The organism is Streptomyces sp. KL109B, assembly GCF_030766935.1.
Classification (GTDB): Bacteria; Actinomycetota; Actinomycetes; order Streptomycetales; family Streptomycetaceae; genus Streptomyces.
In genome coordinates this window covers 271,961-292,653 of sequence record NZ_JASERL010000003.1, presented here as the reverse complement: position 1 = coordinate 292,653, position 20,693 = coordinate 271,961, and the positions used below count along the sequence as shown (strand labels likewise).

Annotated in this window: 30 protein-coding genes; 12 read left to right on the top strand and 18 right to left on the bottom strand. The window is 70.1% G+C overall.

Annotated elements, in window-relative coordinates:
- Positions 1–30 precede the first annotated feature (30 nt).
- The 6 genes from RBJ65_RS12695 to RBJ65_RS12670 all read left to right on the top strand — a co-directional run bounded on the left by RBJ65_RS12695 (position 31) and on the right by RBJ65_RS12670 (position 6,349).
- Positions 31–939, top strand: coding sequence for an NAD(P)-dependent oxidoreductase (locus RBJ65_RS12695; RefSeq protein WP_306318381.1), 909 nt, complete (start codon positions 31–33; stop codon positions 937–939).
- Position 940: 1 nt separating this feature from the next.
- Positions 941–1,972, top strand: coding sequence for a glycosyltransferase family 4 protein (locus RBJ65_RS12690; protein ID WP_306318382.1), 1,032 nt, complete (start codon positions 941–943; stop codon positions 1,970–1,972).
- A 149-nt stretch (positions 1,973–2,121) separates the two neighbouring features.
- Entirely contained in the window at positions 2,122–3,981 is a 1,860-nt protein-coding gene (gene dnaK, locus RBJ65_RS12685; RefSeq protein WP_306318383.1) for a molecular chaperone DnaK, read from the top strand.
- A complete protein-coding gene (grpE, locus tag RBJ65_RS12680) occupies positions 3,978–4,646 on the top strand; it encodes a nucleotide exchange factor GrpE (RefSeq protein ID WP_306318384.1) in 669 nt (222 codons plus the stop codon). Before dnaK ends, grpE begins: the two co-directional genes overlap by 4 nt.
- Before the next feature lie 45 nt (positions 4,647–4,691).
- Positions 4,692–5,885, top strand: coding sequence for a molecular chaperone DnaJ (gene dnaJ, locus RBJ65_RS12675; RefSeq protein WP_306318385.1), 1,194 nt, complete (start codon positions 4,692–4,694; stop codon positions 5,883–5,885).
- A gap of 5 nt (positions 5,886–5,890) precedes the next feature.
- The gene (locus tag RBJ65_RS12670; RefSeq protein WP_306318386.1) at positions 5,891–6,349 is read left to right on the top strand and encodes a heat shock protein transcriptional repressor HspR; all 459 of its coding nucleotides are present in this window, start codon (positions 5,891–5,893) and stop codon (positions 6,347–6,349) included.
- A gap of 94 nt (positions 6,350–6,443) precedes the next feature.
- Here the strand turns inward: RBJ65_RS12670 and RBJ65_RS12665 are convergent, their stop codons facing one another.
- From RBJ65_RS12665 to RBJ65_RS12630, 8 genes are all read right to left on the bottom strand, one after another.
- Positions 6,444–6,710: a hypothetical protein gene (locus RBJ65_RS12665; protein ID WP_306318387.1), complete on the bottom strand. Its 267-nt coding sequence runs from the start codon at positions 6,708–6,710 to the stop codon at positions 6,444–6,446.
- Positions 6,707–7,570 (bottom strand): peptidoglycan-binding protein, encoded by an 864-nt coding sequence (locus tag RBJ65_RS12660; protein WP_306318388.1) that lies wholly within the window; start codon positions 7,568–7,570, stop codon positions 6,707–6,709. Before RBJ65_RS12660 ends, RBJ65_RS12665 begins: the two co-directional genes overlap by 4 nt.
- 49 nt (positions 7,571–7,619) lie before the next feature.
- A complete protein-coding gene (locus RBJ65_RS12655; RefSeq protein WP_306318389.1) occupies positions 7,620–8,267 on the bottom strand; it encodes a hypothetical protein in 648 nt (215 codons plus the stop codon).
- A complete protein-coding gene (locus RBJ65_RS12650; protein ID WP_306318390.1) occupies positions 8,264–8,452 on the bottom strand; it encodes a hypothetical protein in 189 nt (62 codons plus the stop codon). Before RBJ65_RS12650 ends, RBJ65_RS12655 begins: the two co-directional genes overlap by 4 nt.
- A gap of 253 nt (positions 8,453–8,705) precedes the next feature.
- Positions 8,706–11,096 (bottom strand): hypothetical protein, encoded by a 2,391-nt coding sequence (locus tag RBJ65_RS12645; RefSeq protein WP_306318391.1) that lies wholly within the window; start codon positions 11,094–11,096, stop codon positions 8,706–8,708.
- Positions 11,083–11,922 carry a hypothetical protein gene (locus tag RBJ65_RS12640; protein WP_306318392.1) on the bottom strand — a complete coding sequence of 280 codons (840 nt, stop codon included), beginning with the start codon at positions 11,920–11,922 and terminating at the stop codon, positions 11,083–11,085. The genes RBJ65_RS12645 and RBJ65_RS12640 overlap by 14 nt, the downstream gene beginning before the upstream one ends.
- Positions 11,923–11,957: 35 nt before the next feature.
- Entirely contained in the window at positions 11,958–12,905 is a 948-nt protein-coding gene (locus RBJ65_RS12635) for a hypothetical protein (protein ID WP_306318393.1), read from the bottom strand.
- A gap of 21 nt (positions 12,906–12,926) precedes the next feature.
- Entirely contained in the window at positions 12,927–13,517 is a 591-nt protein-coding gene (locus RBJ65_RS12630; protein ID WP_306318394.1) for a hypothetical protein, read from the bottom strand.
- A 101-nt stretch (positions 13,518–13,618) separates the two neighbouring features.
- On the opposite strand from RBJ65_RS12630, the gene RBJ65_RS12625 reads away from it, so the two are divergent.
- Positions 13,619–13,858 (top strand): hypothetical protein, encoded by a 240-nt coding sequence (locus tag RBJ65_RS12625; protein ID WP_306318395.1) that lies wholly within the window; start codon positions 13,619–13,621, stop codon positions 13,856–13,858.
- 37 nt (positions 13,859–13,895) lie between these two features.
- Here RBJ65_RS12625 and RBJ65_RS12620 read toward each other — a convergent pair whose 3' ends face one another.
- The 7 genes from RBJ65_RS12620 to RBJ65_RS12590 form a co-directional block, all read right to left on the bottom strand.
- Positions 13,896–14,231: a hypothetical protein gene (locus tag RBJ65_RS12620; RefSeq protein WP_306318396.1), complete on the bottom strand. Its 336-nt coding sequence runs from the start codon at positions 14,229–14,231 to the stop codon at positions 13,896–13,898.
- 65 nt (positions 14,232–14,296) lie between these two features.
- Entirely contained in the window at positions 14,297–14,587 is a 291-nt protein-coding gene (locus RBJ65_RS12615) for a hypothetical protein (RefSeq protein ID WP_306318397.1), read from the bottom strand.
- 75 nt (positions 14,588–14,662) lie between these two features.
- Positions 14,663–15,268, bottom strand: coding sequence for a phage tail protein (locus RBJ65_RS12610; RefSeq protein ID WP_306318398.1), 606 nt, complete (start codon positions 15,266–15,268; stop codon positions 14,663–14,665).
- Between the two features lie 43 nt (positions 15,269–15,311).
- Positions 15,312–15,734: a hypothetical protein gene (locus tag RBJ65_RS12605; protein ID WP_306318399.1), complete on the bottom strand. Its 423-nt coding sequence runs from the start codon at positions 15,732–15,734 to the stop codon at positions 15,312–15,314.
- A 241-nt stretch (positions 15,735–15,975) separates the two neighbouring features.
- Entirely contained in the window at positions 15,976–16,164 is a 189-nt protein-coding gene (locus RBJ65_RS12600; RefSeq protein WP_306318400.1) for a helix-turn-helix domain-containing protein, read from the bottom strand.
- Positions 16,161–16,727: a hypothetical protein gene (locus RBJ65_RS12595; protein ID WP_306318401.1), complete on the bottom strand. Its 567-nt coding sequence runs from the start codon at positions 16,725–16,727 to the stop codon at positions 16,161–16,163. The genes RBJ65_RS12600 and RBJ65_RS12595 overlap by 4 nt, the downstream gene beginning before the upstream one ends.
- Positions 16,724–16,852: a hypothetical protein gene (locus RBJ65_RS12590; RefSeq protein WP_306318402.1), complete on the bottom strand. Its 129-nt coding sequence runs from the start codon at positions 16,850–16,852 to the stop codon at positions 16,724–16,726. Before RBJ65_RS12590 ends, RBJ65_RS12595 begins: the two co-directional genes overlap by 4 nt.
- A gap of 650 nt (positions 16,853–17,502) precedes the next feature.
- Between RBJ65_RS12590 and RBJ65_RS12585 the strand changes: the two genes are divergently transcribed.
- From RBJ65_RS12585 to RBJ65_RS12575, 3 genes are all read left to right on the top strand, one after another.
- The gene (locus RBJ65_RS12585; protein ID WP_306318640.1) at positions 17,503–17,862 is read left to right on the top strand and encodes a helix-turn-helix transcriptional regulator; all 360 of its coding nucleotides are present in this window, start codon (positions 17,503–17,505) and stop codon (positions 17,860–17,862) included.
- A gap of 47 nt (positions 17,863–17,909) precedes the next feature.
- Complete coding sequence (locus RBJ65_RS12580) at positions 17,910–18,434, top strand: hypothetical protein (RefSeq protein ID WP_306318403.1); 525 nt, start codon at positions 17,910–17,912, stop codon at positions 18,432–18,434.
- 133 nt (positions 18,435–18,567) lie between these two features.
- The gene (locus RBJ65_RS12575) at positions 18,568–18,741 is read left to right on the top strand and encodes a hypothetical protein (RefSeq protein ID WP_306318404.1); all 174 of its coding nucleotides are present in this window, start codon (positions 18,568–18,570) and stop codon (positions 18,739–18,741) included.
- Positions 18,742–18,933: 192 nt separating this feature from the next.
- Here RBJ65_RS12575 and RBJ65_RS12570 read toward each other — a convergent pair whose 3' ends face one another.
- Complete coding sequence (locus RBJ65_RS12570; RefSeq protein WP_306318405.1) at positions 18,934–19,068, bottom strand: hypothetical protein; 135 nt, start codon at positions 19,066–19,068, stop codon at positions 18,934–18,936.
- 128 nt (positions 19,069–19,196) lie between these two features.
- On the opposite strand from RBJ65_RS12570, the gene RBJ65_RS12565 reads away from it, so the two are divergent.
- A complete protein-coding gene (locus RBJ65_RS12565) occupies positions 19,197–19,349 on the top strand; it encodes a hypothetical protein (protein WP_306318406.1) in 153 nt (50 codons plus the stop codon).
- Positions 19,350–19,415: 66 nt separating this feature from the next.
- Here the strand turns inward: RBJ65_RS12565 and RBJ65_RS12560 are convergent, their stop codons facing one another.
- Entirely contained in the window at positions 19,416–19,865 is a 450-nt protein-coding gene (locus RBJ65_RS12560; RefSeq protein WP_306318407.1) for a PIN domain-containing protein, read from the bottom strand.
- Complete coding sequence (locus tag RBJ65_RS12555) at positions 19,862–20,107, bottom strand: type II toxin-antitoxin system Phd/YefM family antitoxin (RefSeq protein WP_306318408.1); 246 nt, start codon at positions 20,105–20,107, stop codon at positions 19,862–19,864. Before RBJ65_RS12555 ends, RBJ65_RS12560 begins: the two co-directional genes overlap by 4 nt.
- A 67-nt stretch (positions 20,108–20,174) precedes the next feature.
- Between RBJ65_RS12555 and RBJ65_RS12550 the strand changes: the two genes are divergently transcribed.
- Entirely contained in the window at positions 20,175–20,693 is a 519-nt protein-coding gene (locus RBJ65_RS12550) for a GNAT family N-acetyltransferase (RefSeq protein WP_306318409.1), read from the top strand.

Below are 20,693 nucleotides of genomic sequence, written 5' to 3'. Positions count from 1 at the left end.
TATTTGGACATAACGGAATAACTTATGGGGATGAGCGCACCGTTGACGACCACACCCTCCGCCCGCCCGGCCGCCCATCTGGTCATCGGAGGTGCCGGCTTCGTCGGCTCGCACCTCACCGACGCGCTGCTCGCTCAGGGACACACCGTCGTCGTCCTCGACGACCTGTCCACGGGCGAGCGCGCCAACCTCGCCGCCGCCTGGCCCGATCCACGGCTCCGCTTCGTGCGCGGCTCGGCCCTCGACGAGCGGCTCCTCGACGAACTCGTGAGCCGCTGCGAGGTGGTGGTCCACCTGGCCGCCGAGCGGGCGAGCCCCGCCGTCGTCGAGGCCGCGCACCGGCACGGGCGCCGACTGCTCCTCGTGACCGGAGACGCGGGGGCCGCCGAGGCTTCAGCCGGGGCTTGTGGCGGGGAGGCGTACGGCGGGGCTTGTGGCGGGGAGGCGTACGGCGGGGCCGTGACCGTGGCCCGGCTCGACCACACCGTCGGCCCGCGCCAGTCCTCCGCGCACGGCGCCCTCCTGCCGCGCCTCGCCGAACAGGCCGTCGCGGGCCTGCCGCTCACCATCCACGGCGACGGCAACCGGCGACTCCGCCTCACCCACGTCGCCGACACCGTCGACGCGCTGCTGCGGCTGCTCGCCAAGGCCGACGCGGTCGGTGGCGCCTTCGACGTCGGCGGGGAGTGGGAGACCGCCGTCGCCGACCTCGCGGGCGTCGTCGTGGAACGCTCCGGTTCCCCGTCGCCGCTGCGCTTCGTCCCGTACGAGTACGAGGGCGAGGGCGAGGAGGTGGGCGAGCCCGTGCCCGACACCCGCCGCCTGCGCGAACTCACCGGATGGCGGCCCCGGTTGGGCCTCGCCGACATCGTGGACGCGGCCCTCGTCGACGCCGGCGGCGCGTTCGGCGTCGTCACCACCGCGAAGGTCGGGGCCTGACATGAGGATCGCGGTCGTCCACGGTTTCGGAGCGCCGGGCGGCGAGGACGAGGCCGTGCTCGACCAGGTCGCCGCGCTCACCCGCGCGGGACACGAACTGCGCCTCGTCTCGGTGAACGGCCGCGGGCGCGGCCCCCTTGAGGCGCTGCGCGCGTTCGCCCCGGACGTGGTGCACGTCCACAACCTCTTCCCGGCCTTCGGGCGCGCCTGGATCACCGAGTGGACCGGGCCCGTCGTCGCCACCCTGCGCCACGGCCGCCAGCGCGGCTCCCGGTTCGCGGCGCTGCAGTTCGCGTGGGCCGCGCGTGGCGGGCTGCGGCAGGACCCGCTGCTGCGGCGGGCCGACCGGCTCGTGGTCCTCTCGGAGGCGAGCAGGGACGCCTACGCGCGCGCGGGGCTGCCCCGCGAACGCCTTGAGGTGGTCCCCGACTTCGTACCGACCGTGGAGGCCGCGGAGGTGGACGCGGGCGCGGACGTGGACCCGGAGGTCGAGGTCGCGGACGGCGGCGCCTGGGTGTGCGTCGGGCGGCTCGCGCCGGAGAAGGGCGTGCTCGAACTGGTCCGCCGCTGGCCCGAAGGCGAGCGGCTCGACGTCATCGGGGCGGGGCCGCTGGAAGGGCGGTGCCGGGCGGCGGCGCCCGCGTCGGTGCGGCTTCGCGGGGCCGTGGGGCGGGGGGTGTTGAGGCGGGCGCTTCCGGGGTACCGGGGGATCGTCCTTCCGGGGCGTGGGCCGCGGCGGGCGGTGCCGCTCGTGTACGCGGAGGCGCTCGCGGCGGGGCTGCCGGTGCTCGCCTTCGAGGGGGTGGAGGGGGCGGGGTCGTCGGCGCTGCCGCGTGCCGTACGGTCCGAGGGCACGGGTACGGTCACCACCCTCGACGCGCACCTCCCCGACGCGCTCGACGTGGCCGCCAAGATCTTCCCGACGCTGCGCGAGCACTGCCGCGCGGTGTACGCGAAGCGGTACGGGGAAGCGGTGTGGACCGAGCGTACCGAGCATGTCTACGCGGGCCTCGGGCCCTCGGCCACCGAATAAAACCCCAGGTCAGGGGCGGTCATCCAGCTGGCTGCGAATAAGGGCAGGATAAAACTTGAGTGCCTGTGACTCAGGTCTGTTGACGCCGAGGGGGGAGGTGTTGCAGTCTTGAGCCAGTTCCACTCAAGTAGTCAGCTGGAGGAATCGAAATGGCACGTGCGGTCGGCATCGACCTGGGCACGACTAACTCCGTCGTCAGCGTTCTGGAGGGCGGTGAGCCCACCGTCATCGCGAACGCCGAGGGCGCCAGGACCACGCCGTCCGTCGTCGCTTTCGCGAAGAACGGCGAGGTGCTGGTCGGCGAGGTCGCCAAGCGCCAGGCGGTCACGAACGTGGACCGGACGGTCCGCTCGGTCAAGCGCCACATGGGCACTGACTGGAAGATCGACCTGGACGGCAAGGACTTCAACCCGCAGCAGATGAGCGCCTTCATCCTGCAGAAGCTGAAGCGCGACGCGGAGTCCTACCTCGGTGAGAAGGTCACGGACGCGGTCATCACCGTGCCCGCCTACTTCAACGACTCCGAGCGTCAGGCGACGAAGGAAGCCGGCGAGATCGCGGGCATGAACGTCCTGCGTATTGTCAACGAGCCGACGTCCGCGGCCCTGGCCTACGGCCTGGACAAGGACGACCAGACCATTCTGGTCTTCGACCTCGGTGGCGGCACCTTCGACGTCTCGCTGCTCGAGATCGGCGACGGCGTCGTCGAGGTGAAGGCCACGAACGGCGACAACCAGCTCGGCGGTGACGACTGGGACCAGCGCGTCGTCGACTACCTGGTCAAGCAGTTCAACAACGGCCACGGCGTGGACCTGGGCAAGGACAAGATGGCGCTGCAGCGCCTGCGCGAGGCCGCCGAGAAGGCGAAGATCGAGCTGTCCTCCTCCACGGAGACCACGATCAACCTGCCGTACATCACGGCGTCCGCCGAGGGCCCGCTGCACCTGGACGAGAAGCTCACGCGCGCCCAGTTCCAGCAGCTCACGTCCGACCTGCTGGAGCGCTGCAAGACGCCGTTCCACAACGTCATCAAGGACGCGGGCATCCAGCTCTCCGAGATCGACCACGTCGTTCTCGTCGGTGGCTCCACCCGTATGCCGGCCGTCGCCGACCTGGTCAAGGAACTGACCGGCGGCAAGGAGGCCAACAAGGGTGTGAACCCGGACGAGGTCGTCGCCATCGGCGCCTCGCTCCAGGCCGGTGTCCTCAAGGGTGAGGTCAAGGACGTCCTGCTCCTCGACGTGACCCCGCTGTCCCTCGGTATCGAGACCAAGGGCGGCATCATGACCAAGCTCATCGAGCGGAACACCACGATTCCGACGAAGCGCTCCGAGATCTTCACGACGGCCGAGGACAACCAGCCGTCGGTGCAGATCCAGGTCTACCAGGGCGAGCGCGAGATCGCGGCGTACAACAAGAAGCTCGGAATGTTCGAGCTGACCGGTCTGCCGCCGGCCCCGCGCGGCGTCCCGCAGATCGAGGTCTCCTTCGACATCGACGCCAACGGCATCATGCACGTCACGGCCAAGGACCTCGGCACGGGCAAGGAGCAGAAGATGACCGTCACCGGCGGCTCCTCGCTGCCGAAGGACGAGGTCGACCGGATGCGCCAGGAGGCCGAGAAGTACGCGGACGAGGACCACGCACGCCGCGAGGCCGCCGAGTCCCGCAACCAGGGCGAGCAGCTCGTCTACCAGACGGAGAAGTTCCTCAAGGACAACGAGGACAAGGTCCCCGGCGAGGTGAAGACCGAGGTCGAGGAGGCCGTCACCGAGCTGAAGGAGAAGCTCAAGGGCGACGACTCCGCCGAGATCCGCACCGCCACCGAGAAGGTCGCCGCCGTCTCGCAGAAGCTGGGCCAGGCCATGTACGCCGACGCCCAGGCCGCCGGTGGCGCCGAGGCCCCGCAGGGCGACGACGCCCCGCAGGGTGACGCCAAGGCCGAGGACGACGTCGTGGACGCCGAGATCGTCGACGAGGACAAGGACCGCAAGGACGGTGCCGCGTGACGGAGGAGACCCCGGGCTTCGACGAGAACGAGAAGCCTGACGTCCCCTCCGGCGCCACTCCCGAAGACGCCGAGCCGCAGGCCGCTCCCTCCGACAAGGAGGGGGCGGCCCCGGCCGGGGACTCAGCTTCCGCAGCTCAGGATGTTGCCCTGACCGCGCAGCTGGACCAGGTGCGTATGGCGCTGGGCGAGCGCACGACGGACCTCCAGCGTCTGCAGGCCGAGTACCAGAACTACCGGCGTCGTGTGGAGCGGGACCGCGTCACGGTCAAGGAGATCGCCGTAGCGAACCTCCTGACCGAGTTGCTTCCCGTCCTCGACGACATCGGCCGCGCCCGTGAACACGGCGAGCTGGTCGGCGGCTTCAAGTCCGTCGCCGAATCGCTGGAGACGGTCGCCGCCAAGATGGGCCTTCAGCAGTTCGGCAAGGAGGGCGAGCCCTTCGACCCGACCGTGCACGAGGCCCTGATGCACAGCTACGCGCCGGATGTCACGGAGACGACCTGCGTGGCGATCCTGCAGCCGGGCTACCGGATCGGCGAGCGCACCATCCGCCCCGCGCGGGTGGCCGTGGCCGAGCCGCAGCCGGGCGCGCAGGCCGGCAAGTCCGACGAGGCAGCCGAGAAGGATGCCGAGAAGGAGTCCGGTGGCCCGGAAGAGGGCTGACACCGGATGCATGACAGGAACAGGTGAGGAGGGACGTCGAGGCCGATGAGTACCAAGGACTTCATCGAGAAGGACTACTACAAGGTCCTCGGCGTCCCCAAGGACGCCACCGACGCCGAGATCAAGAAGGCGTACCGCAAGCTCGCCCGTGAGAACCACCCCGACGCCAACAAGGGCAACGACCGGGCGGAGGAGCGCTTCAAGGAGATCTCCGAGGCGAACGACATCCTCGGCGACCCCAAGAAGCGCAAGGAGTACGACGAGGCGCGCGCCCTGTTCGGCAGCGGCGGGTTCCGTCCGGGACCCGGCGGTGCCGGAGGCGGCGGCTCGTTCAACTTCGACCTCGGCGACCTCTTCGGCGGCGGCGCCCAGGGCCAGGGCGGTCAGGGCGGCTTCGGCGGCGGCATCGGCGACGTGTTCGGTGGCCTGTTCAACCGGGGCGGCGCGGGCGCGGGCACGCGTACGCAGCCGCGCCGGGGCCAGGACATCGAGTCCGAGGTGACGCTCAGCTTCACCGAGGCCGTCGACGGGGCCACGGTCCCGCTGCGCATGTCGTCGCAGGCCCCCTGCAAGGCGTGCTCCGGCACCGGCGACGCGAACGGCACACCGCGCGTGTGCCCCACCTGCGTCGGCACCGGGCAGGTCTCGCGCGGCGGCGGTGGCGGCTTCTCCCTCACCGACCCGTGCGTGGACTGCAAGGGCCGCGGCCTGATCGCCGAGACCCCCTGCGACACCTGCAAGGGCAGCGGCCGGGCCAAGTCGTCGCGCACCATGCAGGTCCGCATCCCGGCGGGCGTCTCCGACGGGCAGCGCATCCGCCTTCGCGGCAAGGGCGCTCCCGGTGAACGGGGCGGCCCGGCAGGCGACTTGTACGTCGTCGTGCACGTCGACGCCCACCCGGTCTTCGGCCGCAAGGGCGACAACCTCACGGTCACCGTCCCGGTGACCTTCACCGAGGCGTCGCTCGGCGGCGAGGTCAAGGTGCCCACGCTCGGCGGCCCCGCCGTCACCCTGAAGCTGCCCCCGGGCACGCCGAACGGGCGGACGATGCGGGCCCGCGGCAAGGGCGCGGTCCGCAAGGACGGCACGCGCGGGGACCTCCTTGTGACGGTCGAGGTGGCCGTCCCCAAGGAGCAGGACCTTTCGGAAGAAGCCCGTTCGGCCCTCGAGTCGCTGCGCAAGGCGACTGAGGACACCGACGTGCGGGCAGAACTGTTCAAGGCCGCGAAGGGAGCGTGAATGTGATGGACGGGCAGCCCGGCCGTCGGCGCCACAATCCGTACGAACTCACCGACGAGACGCCGGTGTACGTCATTTCGGTGGCGGCACAGCTGTCCGGCCTGCATCCGCAGACCCTGCGCCAGTACGACCGCCTCGGCCTGGTCTCCCCCGACCGCACGGCCGGGCGCGGCCGCCGTTACTCGGCGCGCGACATCGAACTGCTCCGCAAGGTGCAGCAGTTGTCGCAGACCGAAGGCATCAACCTGGCCGGCATCCAGCGCATCATCGAGCTGGAGAACCAGGTCGCCGCGCTCCAGTCGCGGGTCGCCGAACTCTCCGCAGCGGTGGAGAACGCGGCCACCGCGATCCAGCAGCGGGAGGCGGCGGTGCACGCCTCGTACCGCCGGGACCTGGTGCCGTACCAGGAGGTCCAGCAGACGGGGGCGTTGGTGGTGTGGCGGCCGAAGCGGTCGCAGGACTGACGTTCGCTCACCAGCTCCCGCTCGCACGCACGTGAAGGGCCCGGAGACCGTATTCGTACGGTCTCCGGGCCCTTCACGTTTCCACCCGCGTGCTTCAGCGTCCCGACGACTGCCACACCGCGATCACCAGCGCCGCGCACGAGGTCAGCGCGGCGAGGGACGGCAGTGGCCAGCGGGAGCGTTCGAGGGCGTCGAGGCGGTCCTCGTGCTCGCCCAGCGTCTTGTCCGTCTGGTCGGCGCGTTGCAGCACCAGCGCCAGATTGCCCTGGGTGGCGGCGAAGCCGACGTCGACGGAGCGCCGCAGCCGCTCCAACTCCAGGGCCACATCGACCTGTTCACCCACTTCCAGCTCTCCTCTCATGCGCGCGGTACGTGCAGCTTGTCCCAGCTGGTACGGCCGGGAACGCCGTCGGCGTCCGCGCCCGTATAGCCGAGCTTGCGCTGCCAGGCCGCGTACGAGGCCACGTCGGCCTCCGTCCAGGTCGGCCCGGGACCGACCTTGTAGCGCCCGCACCCCTCCGCGACGAGCCGCCGCCCGACCGCCGTGATCAGCGAGCTGCGGCGGCCCGGCACGAAAAAGGCGGCGCCGGGGAACTCCGCGTACGAGGAGGGGTGCGGGGTGGGCTGGGGGACGGGGCGGAGGCCGAGGCGGGCATCGACGCGGGTGCGCATGCCGCTCATCGAGAACGACGGGTCGATCTTGCGGCGGGTCCACTCCTTGTGGCCGATGACGCTCGCCGCCGTCCAGCCGTGGACGCGGCACAGGGCGGCACAGAGCCGTTCCACGGCGGTGAGTTGGGGCGAGGGATAGGGGTCGTGGCCGTTGCCGAGGTTCTCGATCTCGAAACCGTAGAAATGGATGTTGCCGTCGACGGAGTCGGGGCCCGGTGGGGAGGGCAGGGCGCGTTCGGCGCGGACGGCCGCGTAGGTGGCGGCGGAGCCTGAGCCGGCGTGGTTGGTGCGGCCGTAGCCGACCAGGTGGACGGTGCCGTCCTTCGCGACGAGGCCGATGCACAGCGGGCCCGGCAGGGTGGCGGTGCCGTCGCGGCAGAGGGTGAGGCTGTCGCGGCCGGCGGTGTGGTGCAGCATGACGCCGTTGACCGGACCCCATGCGCCCTTGTGGTTGCGGTTGTGCGTCTGCCAGTTGGTGTGTTCTCGGACCTGTACGCCCTCGTCGCGCAGGACGCGGGCGAAGGCGGACGCGGTCAGGGGTGTGGCCACCGGGGCTCCTCGGTCTGGGTCGTGTGGGCTTCCTCAGGGGGTGGCGTTCTTACGGGATGGGGTCGACGCGGATGAAGCGGGTGTCGAAGTACGAGGTGTTCGAGGCGTTTCCGGACCGGTAGGCGGGGGTCGCCGTGTGGGTCGTGCCGGCGGCGAGGCCCGTGATGAGGAACTGGGCGGACACCGAGCTGCGGGTGCTCGCCGACGACGCCGCCGAACGGTTGTCGTCCGCGGGGAGGACGACGGTGTTGGAGGAGTTGCGGATGTTGGCCGACATGTACGAGGAGTAGGAGGCGGTCGAGCGGATGTAGCTGCCCACCGTGACGATGATCTGGCCGGAGGCCGGGACGGTGAAGGTCGCCGCCATCGGGTCGCCGCCGGCGTTCGCGAGGGTCTCGACGTAGGTGGTCGACGTGGTGTCGCCGTCGTCGACGTTGACCCGGTAGACCGGGACCGGGGCGAGGGGCACCCAGGTGGTGCCGGTGTAGTACATCATCCGGCCCGGGGTGCCGATCCAGGCGATCATTCCGGCGACCGGGGCGGGGAGTTTGGCGTCGCGGGTCGCGGTGTCGGGGAAGCGCATGACGAGGCGGGCGTCGGCGGTGTCGGCGAGGGCCTTGAGGTGGGTGGGGAGGTCGGCCGGGTCGGTGGCCTGCGGGTAGGGGAGGGAGCTGATGGGGGTGTACTGGGTGCTCATGGGGTCTCCTCCGGAGCGGCGGCGGGTTCGACGGTGACGGTCAACAGGGCGTCGCCCAGGGGTTGTTGGTCGACGGGGGCGGGGTCTTCGTAGGGGTCGGCCTCGGCGGCCTGGGTGGCGGCGAGCTCCTGGAGGAGGGAGTCCGGGGGTTGTACGGGGGTGGGTTCATCGGAGGATTCCGTCACGGGGCACTCCGTGGGTAGATCGGTTGGGTGTGCTCGGCCGGAGCCGGAGCCGGAGCCGGAGCCGGAGCCGGAGCCGGAGCCGGGGTTGCGGTTGCGGGGCTCTGCCCCGGGCCCCGCGCCTCAAGCGCCGGCGGGGCTGGAAAAGATCGGGGCTCTGCCCCGGGTCCCGCGCCTCAAGCGCCGGCGGGGCTGGAAAAGGTCGGGGCTCGACGGTGCGGCGTAATGGTGGGCGAGGGCGTCGGGCGCGGGGTGGTCAGGCCACCGTCGGGCGCCGTACGTCCTCCCACGTCGGGTTCGCCGTGCGCATCGCCGCGAGCGTGGCGTAGGACGTGGCCACGGAGGCGTACGTTCGGGACGGGGACGGGGCCGGTGGGAGGGCCGGGGTGTCCGGGGTGAGGCCCGTGTCCGCCGGGACGCCGTTGGGGGCGACGCCGCGCAGGCTCAGGGTCTGTTGGACGCCGCCGCCCGCGGCCGCGGAGGCCGTGATGCCGACCACCCAGGCGAGGGTGTCCAGGGCGGCTCCCGATGTGTCCACCACCCGTACGACATCGCCCAGTTGGATACGGGGGTCGTACAGGACCTGGACGTCCTCCAGGACCGGAACCGGCAGCTCGCCGGCGGAGCGCATCGCCGCCGCCAGTTGTCGCGCCGCCGCCAGGTCCTGGACCCACTCCGACTGGTCGCCGTAGAACTCCTGGCGGCCGTACCACTTCTCGCTGTCGCTCTCCGCGACGTACGAGACCGCCTGCCGGTCCACCGGATCCGCGTTCGGCTGGATCGGCACGATCCGGATGGACGGCGCGCCGTTGATGTCGACCGTGTAGAGGCGGGACGACGTGCGGTTGTAGAGGCGCAGGACGATGACGCCGTTCTCGCGCCGCACCATCGCGTCGACCGCCCCCTTCACCGCCTTCGTACCCGCCGCGTTCTGCGTGGCGACGCGGAACGACGAACCGGGCGTACCGGTCGAGTCGTCGTCGGTGTCGGGCGGGCCGACGTCCAGCTCGTCCTCTCCGAAGGTGTAGCTGACGGTCAGCGAGCCGCCGGCGGGGATCTCCCGTACCACCGTGTCGACGATCGCGTCCGCTTCCTTGATGGAGACCGCGCTCCAGTCGGTGACGGGCTGCACGCAATAGTTGCGGCAGGCGTCGATCTCCTCGGTGACCGTGAGGGCGGCGATCGAGCGCACGGAGGTGAGGGTCAGGTCCGGGGTGCTCGGGGTCGTCGCGAACCGCGTGAAGTTGCGCCAGCGGAAGCGGCCGCGTTCGTCCAGCTCGGCCGTCGACATGCTGGCCTTCGCGATCTGGCCGATGGCCTCCCACTGGGAACCCGAGACCTTCGGGATGGTGCGCAGCGGGAGGATCGCCTCGTCGAGGTCGGCGGTCTTCTCCCACTGCCCGGCCATCGTGAAGGACGCGACGGTCGGCGGCCCCCCGAGACCACTCGTCACCTGCACCGCTTCCGTCGCCATCGACGTGATCAGGCGGACCTTGCGCAGCTCGGCGACGTTCTGCGCACCCGTCGGCGCCGTGAACGCGGCGGCGGTGCCGACCCATGTGACGCCGTCGGGACCCGTGAGCATCGGCGTGATCTTCGGCAGGGCCTGGCTGTTCGTCGAGGCGTACACATCGACGTAGAAACCGATGTGCCACACCCCGCGCTGCGCCTTCATCGCGGTGGCGTTCTGGTTCCAGGTGAATCCGCTGCCCGTCTGGCCGGTGCCGAGCGACCATCCCGTCACCGTGCCCGCGGTGAAGTCGACCGCGAGGGACAGGGTGCCGGTGGCCGAGCCCGTACGGTTCAGCTCCAGGTCGAGGCGGACGGTCGAGCCGATGCCGATCGCGTTGTTCACCCAGGCTTCCGCGAAGAGGCGGCTGCCCGGCACCGTGACGCGGCTGCGCGGGAACCAGGACACCGTGATGCCGCTCGCCCCGGCCGGCAGACCGCGCGGTACGAGGGCCATCTCGTGCGGCGCCCCGGTCCGCGCCCACGTGTAGTGGCGCGGGTCGGGCAGGTCCTCCGGCATGCCGTACGAGGTCGCGAACCCGCCGTGCAGCGTGGCGTGGGTGAGGGTCAGCGGCTCGTCCGCGACGAACAGCGGGGCCCGCGCCGGGGGGCTGGTCAGGAAACCGGCCTGGCGCAGCAGTTCGTCGACGCACCACGTGGCGGTGGCGACGGGGCGGCGCCAGTACAACCCCGTGTAGGGGCGCGGGAGTTCGGCGGGCGAGCGCAGCCGTTCGGCGCCGTCGAGCGCGGTGAGCTGCACGGTGTCGGTGCCGGACGCGGCGGACCGGGCGCGCAGGGTGCCGCGGAAGGAGGGGAGGGTGTCACCGGCTCCGACTCCGGTCTCGTGGACGACGCTCTGTCCGGGGCGGGCGAGGTCGCCCGTACCCCGGTCGGCCCACGCCGAGTACAGCTCGGGCGCCAAGTCGGCACCACTGCCGCCCAGTTGGAGTTGCAGCTGCGCCGACGAACTCCCCGAGAACGCGCGCATCGCGGCCGGCAGATCGGTCGCGTACGAGCGCTCCAGCTCCCAGGACTGCACCTGGTCGCTGACATCCTTGCCGCCGAGCCGGGTGGTGTGCGTGGCGGTGCGCTCGCCGGTGCCGAGCGCGGCCTCCGTGGCCGGATCAGCTTGTTGCACGGGACACCTCCACGAGTTCGAGGTTGATGCTGCGGTAGGGCAGCGGGAGGCCGGGGGTATCGGTGTACGTGGTCACGGCGAGCTGCGGGAGGCCGTCACCGGGGATGGTGGCTTCCGCCCCGTCGGCGTACGAGAGGCAGGCACCGGCGAGTGAGTACGTGCCGGCGGTGCCCGGCGTCGCGCACGGGGTGGCGAAGACGGCTCCGGCGGGCACGGTCGCGGCGACGTACGGGCCGGTCGTGGAAGGTCCGGACAGATAGCTGCCGTCCGCCTTCTTGAAGTCGATGTTGACCCCGACCGTCCCCAGCGTCGCCATCGCGCTCGGCGCGCGGAACGAGATCCGGGTGCCCGGCGCCACCGGGAAGTTGCCCTGCCACGGCACGCACCGCCAGCCGAGCTTGCTTGTCGCGTCGGCGGCCGTGAACGCGAACGTCCCCGGTGCGCCCGCGACTTCGACGACGGCGCCGGTCGCCGACACCTTGAACCACTGGTCGAGCCCGCTCACGTCCCCGGCCCCCGCCACCCCGCGGCCCGCGGCCTGCGCGGCGCCGAGCACGTTCCCGGCGACCGGGTCGATGAGGACCAGCGGGCCCGGACCGTCGATCCGCCGCGCGAGCCGGTCGAGCGCGCGGGCGTCGACGGGCGGCAGCCGGTCCCAACTCAGCTTCGTACGGCGGGTGGTGGAGCCGGTGCGGGTGACGGTGACGAGACCGCCGAGCGACTTGAACTCACTCACGCCGAGGTCGGCGCTGCGGTCGAAGGACGTGGTGGCCTGATCGATCTCGTACAGGGATCCGGGCTGCCCGATCCACAAATTACTGCCCACGATGCACACCCCTTTCGGTCTTCGGTGTAGTCGGCTTACCGGCGGGCGAGTTGGCGCTGCCCGAGGAATACGGCGCGCGCGATGGTCTGCGAGTCGACCTGAATGTGTACGGGCCGGTCGGCGAGCTTCTCGACGGCGGCGGCGAGCCGCTCGACGGCGGCACCGCCGCCCGGGTGGTGCCCGAGCATCGCGCTCAGCTTCGACAGCGGAATGACCGCCTCGTCCTCGCCGGCCTCGCCGACGACGGCGAGCCGTCCGCCGGTCCGTGCGCCGATGACGCCACCTTCGGCGAGTGTCGGAATGTTCGGAATCTTCGGAAGGTTGATTCCGAATTCCTTGCCGCCGACGACCGGCACCCAGCCCGGAATCTTCACGTGAATCTTGTTCAGGCCGCCGATCATGGCGTTCATGCCGCCGATGTAGGCGCGGGGGAGGGCGGTGAAGGCGTTGATGATGCCCTTCAGGATCGCCTTGATGGGCCCGGAGTGGGACCTGATGGCGCCGGTGATGGCGTTCCAGGCCCACTTCACGCCCTTGGCGAGGAGCTTGGAGACCTTGTCCATGTTGATGAACTGGCTGATGATCGGCGCGAGCAGGGTCATCACGAGCCCGAAGGCATTCGCCTTCATGGCGATGTTGAGCCCCTTCTGCGCCAGTGTCGCCCCCTTCAGCCCCTTGCCGAGCCCGGTCATCGACCGACCACTACCGGTGGCGGACTTGCCGGCCTTGCCGACGGACTTCTCTACGGCGTCGGATTGGCGCTTTACGTTGCGGAGGGCGGTGTTGGTCTTGCTGGAGGAGGACCTGAGACGGTCGAGCGAGGTTTTGAATTTGCCGGACGAGGTCGCGGACTTATTGAGAGACGCCTCGGCTTGCGCCGTTCTGGTCTTGATGGTGCCGACGGAGCTACCGGCCGAACCTGCGGCGGTGCGCAGTCGGTTGAGCGAGGTGATGGCGCGGTTGAGGGACGGAACGAGTGCCATGGGATCCTCCGATCGCCGGTGTCAGGCGCTGCCGACGGCCCGAGAGAGTTCCTGGAAGCGCTGGGTGAGGGTGTGCGTGTTGGCGGCGAGGCGGGCGACGTCGCCGTGTTTGCTCGCGGCGGAGCTCAGGCGTCCGGCGGAGTCGGCGAGCTGCTTCATGTTCCGAGGGGACGGCAGCGCCCGGGATTTGGTGCTGTAGATGTGTATCTCGCCGTTCAGCTTTCGTACTGCTTCCTTCAGGGCGGTGATTCGGCCTGCCGTGGGGAGCCGCATGTTCCGGGGTTCCTCTGGCGTGGCCACCGCGAACCGCCCACTGTCTGTCGTGGTGAGTTCCTTCCCCCCAGTAAGCTTTCGCGTGAGCGCCTGGATCCCTTTCTGGATATCGAAGATCTTGATGCCTATCGATGAAAGCCCTGCTTTGAGTGCCACGATTCCGAGCACGATGTAGGCAGGGCCGCCGCCCGCCTTGGCTACGGCCAGTATTTCTTTCAGGACGGGAAGTTCTGCGAGGGCCCCCTTGAGGTCCGTCTTTTTGTCGTCCGGGCCTTTGGCTATTGCTTTCTTCAGGTCCACGACCTTGTCGTAGACGTCATCCGTCGTGTGCTTGCTCATGTGTGATCCTCCGTTCCTTTCCTTGTGTCTTGACTCGTTGATCTGTCGTGACGAGGATGAGGCGCAACCACAGGCGAGATGGCCGAGTGAAGGGTGGGCGCATGTTCCGTCTTGCGGAGGCGACCGACATGCAAATCTTGGCCAGGTTGGCCGGGGTCGTTATGTCGGCATTTGGCGCGATCATGATTATTTTCGCGGCCATTATTTCCGGAGCGGTTAGGCAGGACCGGGAGGAGGGGAAATTTGAGGCTGCTGCAAAGGTCAAGAGGAACGTGCTGATCATCTTGGGCCTGGGGATTGTTGTACTCGGGGGCGGAGCTGCCCTCTATTTCACCGCCTGACGGGTCGACAGGGCCGGCCCCACTGTGACGGTGCTTCTTAAGCCAAGAACGTGCGAAGGTCCTGGTGTGCCGGGAGTGTGGTCGCGGAGTCGCTCGATGTGTCTTCCTCGACCGGTTCCGCCTGGCCCGGGCGCGGGATGGGCTTGGGAGTGTCGAGCGACTCGCTGTCCTCGTCGCGGTTGACCGTGGCGAACATCCAGTTGGCGTCCTGGAGCAGGTCCACCACATGAGCCAGTAGGTAGTCCGTCACGCCCCATTCGGCCACGTCGCCGTGGAGTTCACGGGTGAGCGCGCTGTCACGCGGCAGGTGCTCGACGAGCACCGAGAGCCGCCGCGAGGACAGCTCCCCGCGGTGCCAGTCCAGCAGATCCACGCCGTAGTGGCGCAGCAGGTCGGCCTCGATGGCCTCGGCGTGCTCTTCTATGAGCGCGACGAGGCTCAGCCTTCCCCCAGGCCGAGCCCGGTCTCCTTGCCGTAGGCCTCCAGGATCGCGGCGATGTCCTGCATGGTGATGTCGTGCCGCTCGAAGCGGGCGAACTGCTTGTCCCCGAGGAGGAGTCGGAACAGACCGTCGATGTCGTTGTCATCGAGGTCGCGCAGCTTACGGGCCGTGGCGCGGCCCAGCTCGGTGGGCAACTCGAAACGGTCGTCGTCCAGTTGGAAGGACCAGGCGTGGCCGAGCGCCTCCAGGCGCTGGGCGCGGGCGGCGTTGACGTCGAAACCGGGCATGCGGGGACTCCTTTGGTAGAGGTGGGGTGGAGGAGGCGGGGCGGGGCCGCGAACGGCCCCGCCCCGTGGGCTCGCTTACACGTACGCGTCGTCCTTCATCAGCCACGTCGCCAGCGGCGAGGACGTGTCGTCCTGGGCGAAGGCCGTGAAGGTGACACCCAGCTTCAGCGCACCGGTCCGCGTCATCGAGAGCTCCTCGGTCTCGGTGACCTGGCCGCGCGGCACGATCAGCCGGTAGATGACCGGCGTACCGCCCTTGCTGTCGGTGAACTCGAAGCCGAGCTGGCGCTCGTCCGGCGACGGGTTGGAGGTGAGGTCGTACTTGAAGGTGCCCGCCTCCGCGCCGGTCGTGGCCACCGCGGCGGTCGCCCCGCCACCCATGAAGAACGGCAGCGTCGTCTTGTTGAACTGCATCAGCTGGAACTTCAGCGTCAGCTCACGGTCGGAGTAGATGTAGCGCAGCGCGCTCACCGACTGCCAGCCGTCGACCTGGTCGATCTTGTCCTTCTTGGCCAGCTTCACGCCGTCGGTGGAGGTGTACCCGAGCTCGGTCCACCCGGTCGGCCAGGCCGCCTTGGTGTCGATGGGTCCGACGACGGCCGGACTGGCGCCGTACGGGGCGACGAGCACCTTGCCGGTGCCGGCGACGCGGATCTGTGAGCTGGTGTTGGGAGAAGGCATGCGAACTCCTGGTTCAGGAAGTGGTGTTGTGGGATGTGTCGGTCTACGCGGGGCTGATCGACAGCCGCAGCGTCGTGAGGTACCGGGCGCTCGCCGGACGGTTGTAGTCGGGCAGCCAGCGCGGCCCGTCCGCCTCGGCGACGTCGGTGACGAGCGCGGTGCCGTACGTCGTCCCCTCCAGCTCGACGGCACAGGCGCGGGCGGCGAGCGAGATGCCGTGCGCGACCGTCTTGTCGGCCGCGTACACCTCCAGGTCGACCAGCGGATGGTCGAGCGCGAGGTCGTCGACCCAGGCGCCGCCGGCCCGGGAGACCAGAACGGTCTTCTGGGTGCCGTCGAACCCGGCGGGCGGCCGGTTGTCGATGGTCACGCCCGACATCTCGGTGCGGTTCTTGAGGAAGTCGACGACGAGCATCTCGACGTCGGGAAAGTTCAGGACGGCCACATGGACGCTCCTTCGGATCATTGGACACGGGGGAGTCGCGCGGCGTTCGCGCCCGGATCGCGACCGCGACGAGGGAGTCCGGGCATGTCCGGGCAACACAAAGCGGCAGGACCGCCGCCCGGTTTCCGGGCGCAGCTCTGCCGCTGCTTCAAGTGTGATCCGGGGTGCCGAATCCCGCAACTGACGCTGGGACGGGGCCAGTTGATGGCACAAGAAAGGGCCCGTCGACGCAGGTCGACGGGCCCTTCTGGGTCGGGGTGACTCACTTGCCCCCGTACGCGCTCCTGCCGCGCGCGGCACGCTCGGCGGCGAACACGTCCTCCAGCCGGTACAGCGTCCGCCGCCCCTGTTTCCCGGCGGTCGGCAGATGCCCGAGCTGCACCCACTTACGGATGGTCGCGGGCGACACCCCGGCCTCGTTGGCGGCCAGCTCGCCGGTTACGTACGTCATCCGCCGTCCTCCTCTTCGAGTACGTGCCGGCAGGCCGGATTCACGCACATCACGACCGCACGCTCGGGCAGCGCCCGCAAGGAGACGGAGTCGCAGGCCGGGCAGCGGCCCGGGATGCGTACGAGCTGTTCGGGGTCACCGATGGCGCGGGCGCAGCGACCCGCCATCCGTCGGGCCTCGCTGGTCACGTGCGCGTACAGGTCGGGTACGGCGGCGACCTGGTCGAGGAGTTCGGCGAGGCGCCGAAGTCGTACGGGGACGGGGGCGGGGGACGGGCGCGCGGGGCGCAGCGCGAGCCGTTCGCGTACCGCCTCCTCCAGTTCGACGACGCCGTCGGTGACGTCGCGGAGGGTGTCGGAGACGTAGAGCTTGAGCGGTGGGCGGCCGCCGTCGCGATGGCCTCCGGAGGTGCCGGGGCGGGGGGTGCCGGAGGCGGGCGACGGGTTCAACTCGGCGAGCAGCAGCGGGAATCGCTCGGCGAGGGCGCGCAGCCAGCCGAGGGCTTCGCCGGTGTCGTTGTCGTGGCGCGCCTCGTGCTCGGCGTGTTCGGTACGAAGCGTCATCGGTGGGACTCGCTCTCCTCGCTCTGTTCCTGGTGCTGCTCCTCCGGGGCGTCGACCACGCGGCCGTTGCGCCACAGGCGTCCCGCGCAGACGCCGTCGAACCAGGTGTGGGCGGGATCGACCACGGCCTCGCACTCCAGCCGGATCGGACACTTGTTGCAGGCTCGCAACGTAAGGGCGGCCTCGGAGGGGCTCCGTGTAAAGACGTGGTGCTGGGGTAGTTCGGCACAGGCGGCGGATCTGCGCCAGTCGAGTTCATCGTCGTGCCGGGTGAATGCCCTGGTCAGCGAAGAGATGGAAAGAATCATCGGGCTTGACACGTGCAGCGCCTCCCCACGTATGGGAATATTTGTTCGACACATGCGAACGCGTGATGAGAGTGGCATGTTGCGCGTGCGTGCGCAAGTTGTTCCGGTACGTACGAGACAAGAGGGAGGAGGTGGTCGCCTGAGAGCACCCTGGGCCGTTCGGGCCGTTCGCCGTGTTCCCCAACCGGCCGTCCTCACCCGCCCGTTGTACACATCTCCATAACTGTGTGCGTGCGCGCGCAGCTTTGATGCGCGCGCGCTCGGTACGCTGTGCCCCGCGACGAGGGGAGATCAGCGTCATGAGCGGAAGCTCGTGGGCACGAGCCCACATCGAGCAGGGCCCTGACCAAGGCCCGGACCAGGGATCGGGCCGGCGCTCGGATCCGCGATCGGATCAGCGCTCGGACCAGGGGCGCGGCGGCGGACCACCCGTCCTGGACGCGTTCGCGGACTGGGTCGAAGGCCTGATGCGGGAGCGCGGCTACACCATCGACAGCCCGCGAGGTGGCGGAAAATCGCGGCTCGCGGACGACGCCGGTGTCCACCGGGCCGCTGTCAGCCGGTTGTTGAACCGGCAGAGCATGCCCGATCTGGAGACCATGCGGCGGCTCGCGGTGGCATTGGGGGTGCCGGTGCGGGACATGTTGATCAGGTCGGGGCGGCTCACCGAGTCGGACCTGCCGGTTGGCGACAGCCCGCAGGGGAATGGGGAGGCGGACGGGCCGCGTCTGTCACCTGAGGAGGCGGCCAGGCGCATGGGAGTGCCGCCGGAGTTGCGGGACACCTTCGTCCGAGTGGCGAAGCAGTTCCTGCCGGAAGGCGGCTGATGGACGGTCAGTGATCAGTCCCAGGGGGGACGAAGGGGCAGGGGCGTATGGGTGGCGAAGAGCCGGAGGCGCGGCGCCGCGCTGCTGAATTGGTCGTCGAACTCGGCCGGAAGATGGCGGAGTTCGGCCCCGCGGCGCTCCGCGTCGTCACTGTCGAGGAGGCCGAGCGGGAGCGGCTCGACTGGTTCCGTCTCGGCTGGGAAGAGCACGCGCGTCTGGTGTCGGGCGAATCCGCGCCCGCCGCGCCGTCCGGGCCGCGGCTGCGGGTCGCGGACAACGGTGACGCGCCGGACCGTGCCTCCGCGGACGCAGGCGTGGACGTGGACGTGGACGTGGACGTGGACGCGGACGAGTGCGAACGCGAGCACGACCGCGCCGACGACTTCCCGCGGTCCGACGACCGGGGCGGCCGGGCCGACGGCGAGCGCGCGGACGGCGAAGAGGGCGCCGGTCACGGCAGCCAGAACGGGAGCCGCGACGAATTCCCTTTACCGGTCGTCGGCGCCGCGGAGGCGGAGGTCCGTGAACTGATGCCGCACCGGCTCAGGTCACGGGGGCGGCATCGGCCGTAGGCGTGGGGCCGGGCGGCCTGCGCCTGCCGGATCCAGGCTTCCGGCGCACTGGACGCACTCGGCGCACTGGACGCACTCGGCGTACTGGGCGCACCCTTCACCCACGTCATGCACATGCCCTACGCTCCCCGCCGTGACGACCGAACAGGTGTTGCGCAGCCGCCTCACGACCGCTCGCCTGGGGCAGGGCGCCGTGCTGCTCGACCGGGCCGGCCCCCGCCACGTACAGCCTGCGCCCCAGCAGCCGTACCGCTGCCGAGGTGTTCGCCGACGCGGTCAACTCGGCGCTGCCGGTACGGGATCCTGACCAGCCGCGGCGCAGTGGCCGCAAGGAGGTGTCGTACGAGGTGAAAGCGCCGCGCGGACGACGGCCGCAGGGCGGCGGGATCCGATGGTACTGGTGGGCCTTCGGCGGGCTGTTCGTGCTGGGGGCCTGCGTGACGGCGGCCACGGGCGGTGTCTTACTCGTCACCTTGTGGGCGGTGTCCTACGCGCTGTTCTACATCGGATGCCTGATCACCCAGTCGTGTTGGTGGACGGCCGAGGACTGGTGGGTGCTGCGCCGGAACGGGGTCACCGTCGAGGCCACGTACGAGCAGACCGTCGAGTCCCGCGACAGCAGGGGCAATCTCACGTCGACCAAGGTGTACGTCTTCAGGGACATCGGGGGATCCGAGCGCGAGTGTTTCGGCGGGGGGCAGGATCATCGCCCGGGACCCGGAGCGGATCGAAGTGACCTACGACCCCCTCGACGAGCGCCGTATGAGGCCTCGGCGAGGTGTCACCGCCCGCCCGCCCGCCCGCTCGCTCCTCTTCCTCGTGTTCGTGCTGATCGGCCTGCCCGTCAGTGTGCTCACCGTGCTGTACCCGTTGGTCTTCTACGTGGTTGCCGCCACCGGGCTCCAGCTGTATTGAGCACGGTCGAGGTCGAGGTCGAGGCGGGCGAGGACGGGACGGGCTTCGTGCTGCTTTCCGTTGTCCCTAGAGGTCCTCGGGCAGGAGCCGGAACGCCCCGTGCCCGGTCAACGGTCGCAGTATGCGGAAATCCTTGTCCGTCGTGAACAGCGCATCGGTGCTGTACGCCTTGGCGAGGGCGACATTCATCGCGTCTGTCAGGCCGATGCCCTTGCCTCCGCGTGCATCGGTGTACCCCTCGGCAACGGCGATGGCGGTCGACAGGTGAGGGGCGAGGTCCGGGACGGTGAAGCGGTTCAAGGCGCGCTGCGTCTCGATGAACCGAGCCGCCGCCAGCGCGGGTGCGGGCCCGGAGCGGACGGTGACGATGTGGTCCAGCTCTGCGAGGACGAGCGGGGAGACGACGAGGTGGGCCATCTGCGCGAAGGCGTTCCTGTGCTCGGCGTGACCCTTCTCGCGAGGGGCGAGCAGTCGGATGAGGGCGTTGGTGTCCGCGATGGCGACGGGGATCGTCATTCCCCCATGCCTCGCAGGATCTCGTCCATGTCCTCGTTGGTCATAGGGTCGCCCAAGTCGATTTCCGGCAGGTCTATGGCCCCTATGGGGGTCGTCGGATGCGGTGGGATGTCGGTGTGACCGATCGGCACTATGCGGGCGACGGCGCGGCCGTTGCGCGTCACCGTGACTTCCTCGCCGCGCTCGACACGGTCGAGCAGTGCCGAGGACTGTTGATTGAGCTCGCGTGCCGTGGCTTCCATGTATTACAGCGTACTACCTGGCGCCTCGCTGCACCCTGGTCTCCGTACGTACAGGCAGGATGGGCCCATGACCGAGATCCGCACCCCCCGCCTCCTCCTGCGCCGCTGGAAGCCCGACGACGACCTCGCCCCGCTCGCCGACATCCAGACCGACCCCGCCGTCATGCGCCGCATCGGCGACGGCACGCCGCGCTCCCTCGACGAGACCGCCGAGGACATCGAGCGCTGGGAGGAGGAGTGGGACGACGAGGGTTTCGGCGTCTTCGCCGTGGAACTGCTCGGCTCCGGCGAGCTGGCGGGCGCCGTCGGCCTGTACGTACCGGACTCTCCGCCGCGAGTGGCCGGGCACATCGGCATCCAGTGGCGGCTCGGCCGGCAGTTCTGGGGCCAGGGTTACGCCTCCGAGGCGGCGCAGGCGAGCCTGGAGTACGCCCTCCAGGACCGCGGCATCGACCGGGTCGTCGCCGTCACGGTCGAGGGCGACGCCCCGTCGGCGAAGGTTCTCCACAAGCTGGGGATGACGGTGACCGGCGAGGAGGACGGTCGGCGCCTGTACGCGATCGACCTGAGCGAGTTCGAGGCGTGA